The 13026-nt window shown below is 39.5% G+C and carries 14 protein-coding genes and 1 tRNA gene; 3 read left to right on the forward strand and 12 right to left on the reverse strand.

Annotated elements, in window-relative coordinates:
* On the reverse strand, window positions 1–506 hold a 506-nt coding region (locus ACESK1_RS05925), incomplete at its 3' end, for a hypothetical protein (RefSeq protein WP_372918896.1).
* Between the two features lie 284 nt (window positions 507–790).
* Window positions 791–985: a hypothetical protein gene (locus tag ACESK1_RS05930; RefSeq protein ID WP_372918898.1), complete on the reverse strand. Its 195-nt coding sequence runs from the start codon at window positions 983–985 to the stop codon at window positions 791–793.
* Window positions 986–1330: 345 nt separating this feature from the next.
* Here ACESK1_RS05930 and ACESK1_RS05935 point away from each other — a divergent pair, with 345 nt between their 5' ends.
* Window positions 1331–2125: a cation transporter gene (locus tag ACESK1_RS05935; RefSeq protein ID WP_372918900.1), complete on the forward strand. Its 795-nt coding sequence runs from the start codon at window positions 1331–1333 to the stop codon at window positions 2123–2125.
* 209 nt (window positions 2126–2334) lie between these two features.
* Here ACESK1_RS05935 and ACESK1_RS05940 read toward each other — a convergent pair whose 3' ends face one another.
* From ACESK1_RS05940 to ACESK1_RS05955, 4 genes are all read right to left on the reverse strand, one after another.
* Window positions 2335–2796 carry a DUF305 domain-containing protein gene (locus ACESK1_RS05940; protein ID WP_372918902.1) on the reverse strand — a complete coding sequence of 154 codons (462 nt, stop codon included), beginning with the start codon at window positions 2794–2796 and terminating at the stop codon, window positions 2335–2337.
* A 3-nt stretch (window positions 2797–2799) separates the two neighbouring features.
* Window positions 2800–3351, reverse strand: coding sequence for a DUF3347 domain-containing protein (locus tag ACESK1_RS05945; protein ID WP_372918904.1), 552 nt, complete (start codon window positions 3349–3351; stop codon window positions 2800–2802).
* Window positions 3352–3736: 385 nt separating this feature from the next.
* Complete coding sequence (locus tag ACESK1_RS05950) at window positions 3737–5902, reverse strand: TonB-dependent receptor domain-containing protein (RefSeq protein WP_372918906.1); 2166 nt, start codon at window positions 5900–5902, stop codon at window positions 3737–3739.
* A gap of 34 nt (window positions 5903–5936) precedes the next feature.
* Window positions 5937–6260, reverse strand: coding sequence for a hypothetical protein (locus tag ACESK1_RS05955; protein ID WP_372918908.1), 324 nt, complete (start codon window positions 6258–6260; stop codon window positions 5937–5939).
* A gap of 288 nt (window positions 6261–6548) precedes the next feature.
* Here ACESK1_RS05955 and ACESK1_RS05960 point away from each other — a divergent pair, with 288 nt between their 5' ends.
* Window positions 6549–6794, forward strand: a complete 246-nt coding sequence (locus ACESK1_RS05960; RefSeq protein WP_372918910.1) for a hypothetical protein — start codon at window positions 6549–6551, stop codon at window positions 6792–6794.
* A 221-nt stretch (window positions 6795–7015) separates the two neighbouring features.
* Here ACESK1_RS05960 and ACESK1_RS05965 read toward each other — a convergent pair whose 3' ends face one another.
* From ACESK1_RS05965 to ACESK1_RS05980, 4 genes are all read right to left on the reverse strand, one after another.
* Window positions 7016–7414: a hypothetical protein gene (locus ACESK1_RS05965; RefSeq protein WP_372918912.1), complete on the reverse strand. Its 399-nt coding sequence runs from the start codon at window positions 7412–7414 to the stop codon at window positions 7016–7018.
* 133 nt (window positions 7415–7547) lie between these two features.
* Window positions 7548–7871, reverse strand: a complete 324-nt coding sequence (locus ACESK1_RS05970) for a hypothetical protein (RefSeq protein ID WP_372918914.1) — start codon at window positions 7869–7871, stop codon at window positions 7548–7550.
* Window positions 7872–7995: 124 nt separating this feature from the next.
* Window positions 7996–9564: an exonuclease domain-containing protein gene (locus tag ACESK1_RS05975; RefSeq protein WP_372918917.1), complete on the reverse strand. Its 1569-nt coding sequence runs from the start codon at window positions 9562–9564 to the stop codon at window positions 7996–7998.
* 187 nt (window positions 9565–9751) lie between these two features.
* A tRNA-Arg gene (locus ACESK1_RS05980) sits at window positions 9752–9825 on the reverse strand.
* Window positions 9826–10013: 188 nt separating this feature from the next.
* On the opposite strand from ACESK1_RS05980, the gene ACESK1_RS05985 reads away from it, so the two are divergent.
* Window positions 10014–10985: a type I phosphomannose isomerase catalytic subunit gene (locus tag ACESK1_RS05985; protein WP_372918920.1), complete on the forward strand. Its 972-nt coding sequence runs from the start codon at window positions 10014–10016 to the stop codon at window positions 10983–10985.
* Window positions 10986–11094: 109 nt separating this feature from the next.
* On the opposite strand, the gene mgrA is transcribed toward ACESK1_RS05985, so the two are convergent.
* Both mgrA and ACESK1_RS05995 read right to left on the reverse strand, forming a co-directional pair.
* Window positions 11095–12090 carry an L-glyceraldehyde 3-phosphate reductase gene (mgrA, locus tag ACESK1_RS05990; protein ID WP_372918922.1) on the reverse strand — a complete coding sequence of 332 codons (996 nt, stop codon included), beginning with the start codon at window positions 12088–12090 and terminating at the stop codon, window positions 11095–11097.
* A gap of 10 nt (window positions 12091–12100) precedes the next feature.
* Window positions 12101–12991, reverse strand: coding sequence for a serine hydrolase (locus ACESK1_RS05995; protein ID WP_372918924.1), 891 nt, complete (start codon window positions 12989–12991; stop codon window positions 12101–12103).
* Window positions 12992–13026 lie beyond the last annotated feature (35 nt).

Genomic DNA, 13026 nt, shown 5'->3' on the forward strand with positions numbered 1-13026 from the left:
TAGTTTTTGACTATTGGAAACTGGAGCCCCAGGCGTGCATTGGCCATATCGCTTTTGATCTTATCGCTTAGGCCGATATTGTAAGCGGTCATCAGGTTGATATTCACACTTTCATAATTGATAAAATGATATCTGAAGATCCCACCTACTTTAAGAGCCGATATCTTCTGTTGCCCCTGATGTTGAAACCCACCCACGGCACCTACACTGAACTTATTAAAAACAGGATAGTTGATGCTGTATAAGAGACCAAAGGAGGCTTTGTTATCGAGGTCAGCGGTGCCGCCGGAAATCAAATCGCCGTTGGTTGCATATCTTGAATAATCATAACGCACCTCGTAGTTAACGCTGAATTCGGCTTCGGCCGTGGAAAACCAACGCTTGGGGATCTTATCACCGGTTGAATTTCCGGCTATGCCTTTCCCGGCGGTTAACAGATCGCCAAAATCCTGGGCATTGGTAGTGAAACTGAAAAGAAGGGCTAAAATTAAAAGGGATTTTTGCATTTTATTGTTCCTGGGGTTTCTTTATTGGTGTTCTTTTATTAGTAATTGTTACTGTTTGGCCTAAGGTTTTTCTTTTTTGAACCTGGCGAAAATAAAAGCTCACTCAGATGGGATTTCTCCCGTTGGTCGAAATGACAAAATACGTGTGGTTTTTTGTCATTCCGACAAAGCGGGGTAGGAGCGACGAGGAATCTCATAAGTTAGCTTCTATAATTCCTGGTTTAACTTAACCCGCTCACTCAGATGTGACCTTGAGTCAAGCCTGCCTCGCCGGTCAGGCAGGCTCAGGGTGACGTCTGTCCATGTTTGAACCTACCGTCATCCCGGGCGTGACCCGGGATCTCATCCTGATTGGACTGTTTTCTTATATACCTTGAATCTTCGTTATGAGACCCTGAATACGTCCTCTTGGCCGTTTCAGGGTGACGTTTTGCCAGATTCGAAACAGCCGTCATCCCGGGCGAGACGCGGGATCTCATCACGGTTTTTTTGTCATTCCGACAAAGCGAGATAGAAGCGACGAGGAATTTACAAAGGCTTAAAGCCTATAGTTGAATTTAATCGGGTAAAGGAATCAGCCGAAGATATCTTCCTTAAAAAAACCGTTCCAATAGGCTTATCCGGAAAATGGAGGCCAAGGGAGAAATTAAGATTGAAGAGCTAGTGAGTATTTATTAGCGTCCCAGGTGAAACTCATCATTAAAAAATTGATTTGCTTATTCATTCAAAAAATTAAAATTAAGTTTTCAGAAAAAAGCTTCAGTAGAAACCCCGATATTCGTTCATATTCAGATATAGTAAAGTCATAAAAAATTATAATCCGAATGGAAAAATCAGTATTTGAAATCCCAAAAATGGATTGCCCTTCAGAAGAAAACCTTATCAGGATGAAGCTGGATGGGATTGCAGGTATAAAAAATCTCGAATTCGATATTCCTAACCGAAAACTGACCGTCTTTCATGAAGGGTCAACCGGGCAGATAGAAGATGCCATTAAGGAGCTTAACTTAGGGGGCAGCTTGTTAAAAAGCGAAATAACCGATCAAAAGGAATTTAAAGAACATTCCCATCAGAAAAAATTGCTATGGGCAGTGCTGGTTATAAATTTTTCCTTCTTCATTATAGAGATGACCACAGGCCTGATCTCGGGATCCATGGGATTAGTCGCTGACAGCCTGGATATGCTAGCCGATTCCTTTGTTTACGGGATTAGTCTTTTTGCTGTTGGCGGTACTTTAACAAGGAAAAAAAGCATTGCAAAACTTGCCGGTTACTTTCAGATACTCCTGGCCGTTATTGGTTTTGCCGAGGTGCTAAGGCGGTTTTTCGCGGTGGAGAAACTCCCTGATTTCAGTACCATGATCATCGTCTCAGTTTTTGCCTTATTGGCAAACGCTTTTTCCCTGTATTTGCTTCAACGTTCTAAGAGCAAAGAAGAGGCCCACATGCAGGCAAGTATGATCTTCACTTCAAACGATGTGATCATTAACCTGGGCGTGATCTCAGCCGGCCTTTTGGTGAATTTGCTTAACTCAAACAAACCCGACCTTATAATCGGAACTATTGTCTTTTTGCTGGTTATTCAGGGCGCCATAAGAATTCTTAAAATAGGGAAATAACGCAGCAACTCTATAGTTTTTTCAGCCCATTACTTATACCATCTATTCGAGCAACTTTGGTACTGGAGTATATTCCATTAATTTTCTGAAAAATAAATGATATATAAACTGAATTATTCTTAGAATTCAAGACTGGTATTATCACAACGTGTTTAAACTCTTTAAATAATTATATTACCGATTTGGATTTATTACCGGTTTATAAAATTTTATTTTTCTTCATTCTCGAGCCGGTAAATTATTTTTTTCATTTGAGCGATTTCTCTTTTTTGAGCCTCAATAATTTCTTTAGCAAGTTCTTTAGTTTCGGGATCTTTTAGATCTGCTTCCTGACTTGTTAGAATAGCCGAAGCATGATGTGGGATCATTCCTTTCATATATTGAATATCAGAAATGCCGGTTTGTGTTCGCATCATATAATAAACAGAACCAAATCCAACTATAGCAACCACCAATATGATGGTGTTCAGGGTTTTATTTTTATACATCCCCAGCATGAATAGAAGCATGATAACCGCCATGGCTGTAATCATTAAAAGTGTCATATAAGTACGCATAGTGCTTAGCATGACATATTCAAACTTATCGGCATTTAAGAACATGATGCCGTACATCACTATAAATGAAACCAACATCATTAGTCCGAATCTTATATAATTACCGTTTTGCATAATTTATTTTTTTGGTTTGATTGTTTCTTTTACACTACCGCATTCAGGCATTTTTTCTCCTCCGTAAGGGTTTTTGATTTCCTCGATTTCTGCGAACCAGAATGCTCCCTCGTTGTTAAAGGCCATAGGGCAGAACTGCTTATAAATAGTTCCTTCAGAAAGGTTTTCCTTAAAGAGTGTTTCTACTTCAATGCTGAATTCAGAAAAGCTACTTCTTAGCTGTTCAATATCTTCAGCCTCTGCCATACTTTCTGAAAGCGACTTTAATTCCGGGAAGTCTTCGTTGAAACTATTTGCAATGTTTTCAGAAGCATCCTGAGCGGTTTCCAGATCGTCATTAAATAGGGCCGTTCTCACCATCAAATAATAATGATATACAGTACCGGTCATACCATCTTTAAAACTACTATTTGCTATATCCGGAACTTCCTCTTTTTTTTGTTTAACCTCTTCTGCGGTATCTACCTCTACGCTTTGTTCTTGTTTTTTATCAATACAGGCCGTAAAGGCAAAAAGGAGTAGGGGAAGCAACCAAATTTTTCTTATTTGTATCATATTATTAATTCTGATTGGTTTAAACCTAAGTTATAGCTTAATAAATTGAGTCTTTTTTAAAGTTTTCATAAAAAATCAAATTAAAACTTTCAACATAGATAAAAAGTGCCTATCCGAAGACCTTCGTAATGCGCAAGTCTGTGATTTCACAATGGCTAATGGGGTTTTCCCATCTGCCTGGTAATTTTCCCAAAACATGTCAGTGATTTGGCCCGTCCTGAGTGGAGAATAAGGGGAGCGCGGCAGGAACCAAAAATCTGCCGGCCCGCGTGATACGCAGCTGCAGGATTTTACCGGCCTACCCACGCTCAGGTCTCGCCCACACCAGCGTTTTTCTGGTTCTCGAGGACTGTTTTTATTCCTGTCTTTATTGCTTAGAACTCACCTAAAGGAATAATTTAAATCCTCCATTTACTACGAAACCATCCACCGGAGCATAGATATCCCTGAATTCCGGATTATTCACCGAACCGGTGAAAATGGAATCAAATCTGGTTTGCCTGGTGTCGGTGAAATTTTCAAAATTCAGGAAAATAGAAAAGTCATCCCATAGTTTTTCCATCATCAGTCCAAAAATCCAGTAAGATTGTCCGGTTGAACCATCGCTCAATTGTTGTTCGCTAAAGTAATAGCCCTCCAGTCCGATTTTCAAACTTTCCTCAAGTTCATACATCAAAACATTATTCAGCCTGTGTTTGGAAACCAAAGGCATAAGAGTTTCAACTCCATTTTCTGTTCTGGTTACATCGGCAAAAGTATAACCGGTAAAAAGTTTAAAATCCCGGTAACCCAGTTTCAGGTTTGCTTCCAAACCTTTGCTTTCCACATAGCCTTTGGGTTGCACATATTCAAACATGCCTCCCGAAGGTTGCAGGATGATGGGATTATCGATTTTGGTATAAAAGAATAAAGTATTGCTGGTAAAATCTATAAGATCAAAAAGTTCGGTGCGATAGTTAATGTCGAAATTTCCTCCCAGGGAGTTTTCAGCTTCAATAGTGGAAACATCTATAGGCAAAACATTTCTAAACTGAAGCCTTTCAGCATCTTCTGTAAAAACCGAAGGGGCCTTATAACCCAGGCCACCACCGATCCTACTGGTAATAGCATCCGATATATTGAACATTGCTGAAATTCGGGGTAACACAAACCAGCCGTATTCATTCTGATAATCCGTTCTCAGTCCCGATTCCAGCTGGAAAAAATCACTGGCTGTCCAGTTATTCTGCAGGAAAAGGCCATAAGTATAATGCTCATAATCTACCACAGGAAGATCATAGAGCTGATCCTGGTCAAAACGATCTACCCATAAATTAACTCCGGCAATCCATTCAGAATTCATCTGTCCCATATTGATGGAAATCTCATTATAAGAGGTTAACTGATTTCCGGCAAATTTAAAATCTCCGGTTTCCAGGCTACGATCAAAAAGACTAAGGCTATGTTTAAAGTTTAATCGCTTATTGTCATCCCAATTATGTTCGAGTCCGGCCTGCAGGGTATACCTTTTTGTTTTATTTCTCTCAAAATAAGGATCAGTTACGGGTTCCCCGTTTAACCAATCTATATTACCTCCGGTACGTTCCTCCATAGTGGCATTAACCCCAACATCCATTTTCGTATTCCCGGTGAACTCATAAAATACCCTGGGATTAAGGGTAAATCTGTTGAATTCAGGAATAGCCGTAAGACCGATATCAGCAGGGTCATAAGGGCTCCCCATATTGTAGGAAGCAAATACCGTTGTACCGAGTTTACCATAGTCTTCAGAATAGAATCCGCTGAGATCCAATCCCAGGGCCGAAGTTCCATTCAGCATAAAGTTTAATTCCCGTTCTTCCCCCGGAGTTTTGGAAATCAGGTTCACCAGCCCCGCAATAGCGCCCCCACCGTAAAGCGTAGATGAAGATCCTTTGATCACCTCTACCTGTTGTAAATCCAGGGGTACAATTTGAAGTAAACTAAGTCCTCCTGAAAACCCCGAATATAAAGGATAACCATCCTTCAGCAGTTGGGTATACTTCCCATCCAACCCCTGAATACGAATACTTGAATTATACGAGGTAGCTGAGGTTTGCTGGGTTTGAATTCCCGTAGTTTCGTTAAGCAACATTCTTATATCGCCGGGTTTCATATTACCTTTTTCTGCCAGCTCCTCTCCCGAGATCACCTCAACCCGGGTAGGTAAATCGGCGATGGTTCTCCGGGAACGGGTAGATCTGATGATCACTTCCTCCATTTCTTCACCTGAAGGTTCCAGATATATTTGAAGCACTTCAGCAGAAGTTCTGGGAAATTGAAGTTCAATTTCTTCTGTTTCGAATCCTAAAAAACTAAATTCAATAATTTGATTCCCATCCGGAATGTTTTCCAATAGTATTTTTCCATCAATATCCGCCGTGGTTCCGATATCAGTTCCTTTTACGATAGCATTTGCTCCTAAAAGCGGAGTATTGTTTTCATTGTTATAGATTTCAGCTTCAAGAGAGTTTTGTGCATTAACACTAAGTACGATACAGCATACCGCAAAACTTAAAAATATGTTCTTCATTGTATTTTTTATTTATTGATCGAATAGAATAATTTTAGCAGGAAGAAAAGCCACGCGGCGGCTGCCATAACCGATCAATAAATTCCCTATCAGAAAAGGAGGTGTAAGATTTTATATGTTTTCTTGGGTCAATTGAGAAGATTTCAGATTCCTCAGGGGAGGCAGAGAAAGAGATCACAAAACCCGGGCAGGACCCACAGCTCATAAAAGGAGAGCAAAGATCAGAATCCTCATGCTCCTCCTCGGTTTGTATGTTGGTATTTTGATCATGAGAATCTTCACAAGAATCAATACTACAACATGGAAATCCGGAAAGAAGCATACCTATTACCCCGAAAATGACCACTAAAATTTTCATATTCCAAAAGTAAGGATTATCTGAATTAGACAAAATTGAATTCAAAATATTACCTACCCGATTTAATTCTGGATCTCAATTCCGGGAGCTTCTTTTCAATAAGATCACTTTAGAAATAGCTATTCGTTCCTATTTCAATTTAAGCAGAAGTAAATATCCGGGTAGGTTATTTGCTCTGATAATGAGTTGGTTGTGAAACAATATCAATTAAAACATGATTGTGGTCATATTTCTTTTCCTGTTGCTGTACGATTTTTGTTTACTCATTACCAGATTATTAAATAAAGAATGAAATCGCCTCAGAGACTTTTTGAACTTATTAAGAATGGAAACGCCATCGCCATTTTAGCTGAAGATTCCTTAATAGAGAAATTCAATGAACTTCTCAAATACAATTTAATGGATATAGTAGATGATAAGATCGTTTTAACCTCAAAAGGTGAGAAGGCAATGAATATGGGCCTGGATAATATATTGGCTGAATTGAAGGCAAAAGAGCTTCGAAAGTTTTCAAAAAAATCGAACAACCTATAACCTCATTTGCAACGAGACAATATTTATTTAAATTCTAATCGATGTTAAAAATAAAAGATACACTGTCAACAAAAGACAGATTGGTTTACCTGCTTCTATTTGCGGTAATAACAGCCTATTTATTTTAGGTAGCCTATTTTCTCTGGATAATGTCGCCCTACAGATTTTCAGAGAGCGCCCTTGCTTTAAGCAGGGGTTTTTAGGTTTTAGACTAAGAGAACTTACCTAACCGATTTCATTTTAGATCTCAACTCCAGGAACTTCTTTTCAAACTCCTCTCTCTTATAAAATTCCTCTTTTCCGACTTCAAAATCCACCAACTGTCTCTTGATAAAACCTTCGCTGATGCTGATATTTCTCATCATTATCTTCATCTGCTCGGTGATCTTCTCTTTCCGGGCATCTTTCAACCCGGTATAACGGCAATACCTGATGAACAAATTCTCCTGAAAATCCATCACCCAGGTGACTACCGACAAATCAATAACATCTGCCTTGGGACCCTGCCGGGCACCATTATAGAAATAACCGGATGAGAACTCCAACATATCATCAGCTATCTCGGCCTGATCAAAATAATCATACCGGGCAGTTTCTCTTAAAGGTGGCTTATATAACATAATTAAAAAGTAAAAAATAAGGGAAAACCCCCATAAGAAATAACCACTTTTTGCCCTTCTTTTGCAAAACCCAAGAACCCGCCCATTTCATAGTTATCCCCAAAACACAGAAATGGGCATTTTAAAGGAGTATTTACATATCGAGACATCTGCCGAATTCCGGACAAATAAGCGGTAAAATTACCCAGGTGTGAAGTAAAAACAAGATAAAAAATAATACTCCTAAAACAAGAGCGTGAATAATATAAGTTGACTCTCCGGTGGGTTTTATTTTTGGCCAAAGTAAGCCAAAAGCTCCTACAACAAAAAATAAGAACGGTAGTCCTGAAAATAAAACTAAAAATTTCACACTGAAATCTTTAACCATTCCTCCGTAGATTACAATACCAATTAAAATTGCGAGTATAATTAATATCCAGAAGATCACTTTGGTTTTTTTGGTAAGTACCTTAACCATAACTCTTAGATTTAGTAAAACATTATTAAAATTAATACTTTACAATCTTTTACGTTATGATAAATGTCATTTTTGAATTGCAATGTGTTTTAAAATACTAATTCATTCAAAAACATATGGGATTCTAAAACTCCAGAGTTAAAGTGCCGTTACTTGAGATGGTTAGGAGGTTCTTATTTAACTTTTTAAGCGGTTCTCCAATTTGAGTGTCCGATGGATTTTCAAAAAAGATTAGCCTTGGTGTTCCCTGCTTCCGCATGTAGTTACTCAGAATCTTGTGAGTATGATAAGTTGCTGTCTGCCTTTTTAAAAAAGGTTCATAGTCTTCCGGTCGATGCACCTGGGTTTCGGTATTAATAAAACCAAAGCCCTGATAGATACCTTCTTTTACAAGAATAAACGCCTCTTCTTCCAGGTGTCTTCCCTTCTCCCTGATCACAAAGCTTGAAGATTCCTCTTTAATAGAAACAATGGCTGCTACCACTTTGCCATTGTAGGCTTTCACATCTTCCTTCCCGGAACAAATTCCTTCACAGCTAATAATGCTATAATGGGAACACTCTTCCATGTTGCTTTGCAAACTGCAGTATTTGGGGCAGAGTTTGAATTCCCGACACAGGAATTCCAGTTTTTCCTGTGCCAAAGCGCGGCTATAAAAGACTCCTATGGATTCCCTGCGTTTGTGGGTCTTTTCCATGGCCAGCTGCAAAACACCCCGCTGGTTGGTATAACTTACAATCTGGAATACCGGTCCCGGCTTTTTTTGTGCCCTGTTGAATTTAGGATAATACTTCCTGATACATTCGGCCTCCAGGAGTAGGGCTACCAGTTCGCTGCCGGTAGTTTCATAGTCAATATGGTATGTTTCCTGCCCCAGCTGAAAGTCCTTGCTCATGCGATCATAGAAATGCGATACGACTCGTTTTTTAATATCCCTGGCTTTTCCCGCGTAGATTACCTTATGCTGCCTGTCCTTAAACAGATAAATTCCTGAACTTTCAGGCAGCCTATGAATCTGGTCGGAATCTATATGGGGCGGTAAAGTAGCCTGACGAGATCTGGCATGGAGAAAAGAATTGATCAGGCTGTAATTTTCATCCAGGGATAAGAGGCGCTGAAACAGGATCACAGTAGCATCTGTATCCCCTTCGGCCCTGTGACGATTGGAAATTGGAATATTTATGGAGTCACACAATTTGCCCAGACTGTAGGAAAACAACCCGGGGATAAGTTTTCGCGATAGGCGAACAGTACAAAGCTTTTTTCGGGTATACTCAAAACCCAGATCTTTGAATTCATTACGCAACACATTATAATCGAAATTCACATTATGCGCTACAAAGATCGCGTCGCGAGTGAATTCTTCCACCTTTTTTGCCACCTCATAAAACTTCGGGGCATCGGCTACAAGATCATTATCAATGCCGGTAAGGGCGGTGATATGTCTCGGAATTTCTTTATCAGGATTAATAAGGCTGGTAAATTTGTCTATAACTTTAGAGCCCTGCAGCAACACAATGCAGATTTCGGTAAGACGATTTCCGTTAATTCCTCCTCCTGTGGTTTCTACATCAATGACTGCAAATAACTGGTCTTTCATCAAGGCAAAAATAGGAAAAAATCCAAAGGAATGGAAATAATCCTTGGAAGCTAACTCTGCTGAAGAGAATGCCAGTAAAACCAATAAGCCCATGATCCTTTTACAAGCTTTCAGGAAGGAATTCTGTTTCCAGAGGGGAGGGTGGTTTTCTATTGAATTAAATTGATAGTCCGTGAATGTAATTTTGAAATTGTGGATTAACTTTTGGGAAATTTAGTCCGTAAAAACACAAAACCCCTTGAAAATCAAGGGGTTTTGCTTTGATGGTGTTCTCAAAAAGTGATTGCGCCAGGATTCGAACCTGGGACCGCCTGCTTAGAAGGCAGGTGCTCTATCCAACTGAGCTACGCAACCATTGTTTTTGCGGTTGCAAATATAAACCTCTTTGTAAATAAAACAATAATTTTTATTTAAAATCCTGTAATTAGTTTTTAAGTGAGTTAACCTGAAAGGATTACAATATTAAAGGTTTTCATCCATTTTCCGGCATCAGTAATATTGAGTATATTTACATTGCTTTTAACTCACCAAAGTTTACAACCATGTTAGATTATCCATTAAAGTTCAAACCTATATTGAAAGAAAAAATATGGGGTGGTAATAAGCTCCAAACCCTTTTAAATAAAGACAGCAGTATCGAAAATTTAGGGGAGAGCTGGGAAATCTCAGGAGTTAAAGAGGATGTTTCCCTGGTAGCTAACGGATCTTTGAAGGGAAAATCCTTGAATGATTTGCTTGAGAAATATGGAGGATTGCTGGTTGGGGATCATATTTACGAACGATTTAGCAATGAATTCCCGCTTCTTATAAAGTATATTGATGCCAAAACCGCACTTTCGGTGCAATTGCATCCTAATGATGAACTTGCACAACAGCGACATAATTCCTTCGGGAAAACGGAGATGTGGTACATTATGCAGGCCGATGAAGATGCCAAAATAAATATCGGCTTTAAGGAAAGTATTTCTAAAGAAGATTATATAAAACATCTTGAGGAAGGTTCAATCACCGAAGTACTAAACTTTATTAAGGTAAAGAAAGGGGATAGTTTCTTTATAAATACAGGAAAGGTACACGCTATTGGCGCCGGGGTTTTATTGGCTGAAATTCAACAAACTTCCGATATCACTTACCGTATTTACGACTGGGACAGAGTAGATGACAAAGGGAAAGGAAGAGAACTTCATACCGCGTTGGCAATAGACGCTATAGATTTTGAAAAACGAGACGATTTCAAACTCAGTTACGAGTCTAAGAGAAATCATTCTTCTGAAATTGCGAGTTGTAAATATTTCACCACCAATTATCTTCCTGTATCCGGAAAGGTAAACAAGGATTATACCGCTTTAGACTCTTTTGTGATCTATATGTGCGTTAGTGGTTATGCCGAAATCGCTACCAATGGGCATAGCGAAAAACTTAACCAGGGTGAAAGCCTGCTTATTCCCGCAAAAAACAAAAAAGTAATTATTCAGGCTGAAGACTGTGAATTACTTGAGGTCTTTATCAGTTAGATTTTCCAGGCGTTTATTCTGAAAATTAAAACTGCCTGAAAAGGCTCAAAAATTAATATTCCAGCTTTAATAGTTGTCGCAATGTGACATTGTGATTTACTTGGTGTTTTTAAAACCCCAGGATCCTGTCGATTTGCTTCAATTCCTCTGGACTAAATTCCAGGTTATGCAATGCATTAATATTATCCTCTAACTGGGAAACCTTACTCACACCAACAAGGACCGAAGTTACTCTTGTATCTTTAAGCAACCAGGCAACAGCCATTTGAGCCAGGCTTTGACCGCGGTTTTCAGCCAGTTTATTTAATTGCTGTATTTGCTCTATTATTTTGGGAGTGATCTGCGATTGGTCCAGATAGGTTCCTTCAGTGGCAGCACGGCTGTCTTCAGGGATACCATCCAGATATTTTGAGGTTAATATACCCTGTTCCAATGGTGAAAATACAATGCTGCCTATGCCTTCGTTTTCCAGAGTATTCATCAGGCCAGTTTCCACCCAGCGATCTATCATATTGTAACGAGGCTGGTGAATTAAGAAAGGCGTGCCCTGGGCTCTTAGAATTTTGGCAGCTCTGGTGGTATCTTCTGCCGAATATTGAGAAATCCCTACATATAATGCCTTTCCCTGTCTAACGATGTGGTCTAAGGCTCCCATGGTTTCCTCAAGGGGTGTATCGGGATCGGGGCGATGGTGGTAAAAAATATCCACATAATCCAGTCCCATTCTTTTTAGCGATTGATCCAGACTGGCAATCAGGTATTTTCTTGAACCAAAGTTTCCGTAAGGTCCCGGCCACATATCCCAACCGGCTTTGGTGGAAATAATAAGCTCATCACGGTATTGTTTAAAATCTTCTGCAAAGATCTTCCCAAAATTCCTCTCTGCCGAGCCATAGGGTGGGCCATAATTATTGGCAAGATCAAAATGAGTAATCCCATTATCGAAGGCCGCTCTTAACATATTACGGGCATTCTCCTGGTTGGCCTTGTCTCCGAAATTATGCCATAAACCCAATGAAAGCAACGGGAGCATGATCCCACTTTTTCCGCAGCGACGGTATTGCATTTTTTCGTATCGGTAATCGTTGGCAGTATAAGTATTCATTTATTTTTGGTTACGGATTATTGATCATAAGATCGTAGATCATTTTTGATATTCCTGCGAGCATTTCGGTTCCAGCTTCCATATCTTTCATATTCTTTGAAAGCAACACCAACACATAACTTCTTCCGTCTGGTAATTCCACAAGAGCCGAATCATGATGTACCCCGGTGATCCAACCTGTTTTGTTGGCTATTTTTACATCCCTGGGAAGCAAAGCAGGAATAAGATCGGTATGTAGCTGAAGTCTTAAAATTTCTAGCATTTCCTTATCAGCTTCGGGGCTAACTGCTTTTCCATTGGCCAAGGCTTCAAAAATCAACATAAGATCATAAGCTGTGGTGGAATTGTTCATTCCCGCCTCATAGGCCTTCATATCTTCAACCCCACGAAGCACATCAATATTCTTGGCACCGAGCTCGCGCATGCTTTTATTTACATTTTTGGCATCAACGAGTTCAATAACAATATTAGTTGCCAGGTTGCTGCTCTGGCTAATCATATCGATCACCAGGTCTTTTATGCTACGCTTTTTTCCTATCTGGCTGTATAAATGCTCGCCGCTGTCACGGCCAAGTTCAAGGCTGTAACTGCTGCCGTCATATATACTAGTAAATTCATTCTTTACAGTCAGGGAATCATCAAGGGAAAACTTTCCTGCTTCAGCTTGCTTAAAAACCTCGATCATTACAGGAGTTTTCATAGTGCTGGCGGCATGAAAATTCTCATGCTCATCGATGAGAATGGTGCCGTTCCCTTCGGAAAGATCTTTATAGGCCAGTGCATAATCTCCCTGGGTATCAGCGAAAATAGAATCGATCTTTTGTTGGAGAATTTGTGTTTCTTGCTGTGGAAGTACAGCTGAAGAAATCATCAGGAAAAACAGTAAAAAGGAATACTTCATAAGGATTGAAATTAAAACGTTGAAATTAGAAATAT

Source organism: Salegentibacter sp., assembly GCF_041642575.1.
Lineage (GTDB): Bacteria > Bacteroidota > Bacteroidia > Flavobacteriales > Flavobacteriaceae > Salegentibacter.

What these genes read in the sequence shown, in the direction of transcription:
- ACESK1_RS05930 (WP_372918898.1), bottom strand. Translation starts at nt 985, where the DNA reads ATGAGATCCCGCGTCTCGCCCGGGATGACGGCTGTTTCGAATCTGGCA.
- ACESK1_RS05935 (WP_372918900.1), top strand. Translation starts at nt 1,331, where the DNA reads ATGGAAAAATCAGTATTTGAAATCCCAAAAATGGATTGCCCTTCAGAA.
- ACESK1_RS05940 (WP_372918902.1), bottom strand. Translation starts at nt 2,796, where the DNA reads ATGCAAAACGGTAATTATATAAGATTCGGACTAATGATGTTGGTTTCA.
- ACESK1_RS05945 (WP_372918904.1), bottom strand. Translation starts at nt 3,351, where the DNA reads ATGATACAAATAAGAAAAATTTGGTTGCTTCCCCTACTCCTTTTTGCC.
- ACESK1_RS05950 (WP_372918906.1), bottom strand. Translation starts at nt 5,902, where the DNA reads ATGAAGAACATATTTTTAAGTTTTGCGGTATGCTGTATCGTACTTAGT.
- ACESK1_RS05955 (WP_372918908.1), bottom strand. Translation starts at nt 6,260, where the DNA reads ATGAAAATTTTAGTGGTCATTTTCGGGGTAATAGGTATGCTTCTTTCC.
- ACESK1_RS05960 (WP_372918910.1), top strand. Translation starts at nt 6,549, where the DNA reads ATGAAATCGCCTCAGAGACTTTTTGAACTTATTAAGAATGGAAACGCC.
- ACESK1_RS05965 (WP_372918912.1), bottom strand. Translation starts at nt 7,414, where the DNA reads ATGTTATATAAGCCACCTTTAAGAGAAACTGCCCGGTATGATTATTTT.
- ACESK1_RS05970 (WP_372918914.1), bottom strand. Translation starts at nt 7,871, where the DNA reads ATGGTTAAGGTACTTACCAAAAAAACCAAAGTGATCTTCTGGATATTA.
- ACESK1_RS05975 (WP_372918917.1), bottom strand. Translation starts at nt 9,564, where the DNA reads ATGGGCTTATTGGTTTTACTGGCATTCTCTTCAGCAGAGTTAGCTTCC.
- ACESK1_RS05985 (WP_372918920.1), top strand. Translation starts at nt 10,014, where the DNA reads ATGTTAGATTATCCATTAAAGTTCAAACCTATATTGAAAGAAAAAATA.
- mgrA (WP_372918922.1), bottom strand. Translation starts at nt 12,090, where the DNA reads ATGAATACTTATACTGCCAACGATTACCGATACGAAAAAATGCAATAC.
- ACESK1_RS05995 (WP_372918924.1), bottom strand. Translation starts at nt 12,991, where the DNA reads ATGAAGTATTCCTTTTTACTGTTTTTCCTGATGATTTCTTCAGCTGTA.